The following is a 1567-nucleotide window of genomic DNA, read 5'->3' on the forward strand; positions in this document are numbered from 1 at the left end:
ACCTCAAGGCGTTCAAGGTAACACGGGTGCTACTGGCGCTACTGGACCTCAAGGTAACACGGGTGCTACTGGTGCTACCGGCGCTACTGGACCTCAAGGTGCTCAAGGTAACACTGGTGCTACTGGACCTCAAGGCGTTCAAGGTAACACAGGTGCTACTGGTGCTACCGGCGCTACTGGACCTCAAGGCGTTCAAGGTAACACTGGTGCTACTGGTGCTACCGGCGCTACTGGACCTCAAGGCGTTCAAGGTAACACAGGTGCTACTGGTGCTACCGGCGCTACTGGACCTCAAGGCGTTCAAGGTAACACAGGTGCTACTGGTGCTACCGGCGCTACTGGTATAGGAGTTACTGGACCTACTGGACCTTCTGGTGGACCTACCGGACCTACTGGGCCAACTGGACCTAGCTTCCCTATAGCAACAATTGTTGTAACAAACAATATTCAGCAAACAGTACTGCAATTTAATAACTTTATTTTTAGTACTGCAATTAACGTAAACAATATTATCTTCAACGGCACAGATACAGTTACTGTTATTAACGGTGGTATTTATGTAATTAGCGTATCCATTTCTACAACTGCGCCAGGATGCGCTCCACTCGGAGTAGGAATTTCAATTAATGGAGCAGTCGCAACTGATAATTTCTCTTCAAATTTAATAGGCGACTCACTTTCATTTACTACAATCGAAACATTAGCAGCTGGTGCAAGAATTTCTGTTCAATCTACTCTTAATGAGATTACGATCCCTGCGACAGGAAATACTAACATCCGCCTTACTGTATTTAGAATCGCTTAAATTTCATCATAGATTGTTTATGACAAATAAAAAAAGAGCGAGGAAACTGAAGTGACCCCTAAAAGTTAGACACGGTTATTTCATTAGGCAGCTTGATAAAAGTGAGTCCGGTATTGTACTGGGCTCATTTTTAATTTTGCCTTAATCCGTTTCGTATTATAATAATCTATATATTTTTCTAATTCTATTTTAAAGTGCTCTACATTTTCAAATTCTTTTATGTAGAGGAACTCCGACTTCATAATCCCAAAGAAATTTTCTATTACTGCGTTGTCGTAACAGTTGCCTTTTCGAGACATACTCTGGACGATAGCTCTTGATTCAAGTGTCCGGACGTACTGTCTCATTTGATAATGCCATCCTTGATCCGAATGCATCAGTAGCTGGTGGGTTTCAGGTAAACGTTCCAATGCTTTCTCTAACATGCCTGAAACAAGCGAATACGTCGGTCTAGAACCAATTGTATAGGTAATAATTTCACCATTATACAAATCTAATACAGGTGATACATACAGTTTTTCTCCAAACAATTTAAACTCTGTGATGTCTGTTACCCACTTTTGATTCGGTGCATCTGTATGAAAATTACGCTCTAAAATATTAGGTGCAATTCTACCGACTTTTCCTTTATAGGATTTATATTTCTTCATACGCACAACACACTTTAACCCAAGCTCTTTCATAATGCGCTGAACCTTCTTGTGGTTCACTTTCTGGCCACGATTCGTTAATTCATCACGAATGCGACGGTAACCATAACGA

General features: G+C 41.6%; 2 protein-coding genes. One reads left to right on the plus strand and one right to left on the minus strand.

Annotation, left to right across the window (positions count from 1 at the left end; genetic code table 11):
* A partial coding sequence (locus tag ACO6VI_RS32925; RefSeq protein WP_422425203.1) for a Gly-Xaa-Xaa repeat protein occupies window positions 1–805 on the plus strand: 805 nt, incomplete at its 5' end.
* 83 nt (window positions 806–888) lie between these two features.
* Here the strand turns inward: ACO6VI_RS32925 and ACO6VI_RS32930 are convergent.
* Window positions 889–1567 (minus strand): IS3 family transposase (locus ACO6VI_RS32930; protein ID WP_422423579.1); only part of this gene is annotated, 679 nt, incomplete at its 5' end.

Origin of the sequence: Bacillus sp. PSXD-155 (genome assembly GCF_049310765.1) — a bacterium.
GTDB lineage: Bacteria > Bacillota > Bacilli > Bacillales > Bacillaceae_G > Bacillus_A > Bacillus_A cereus.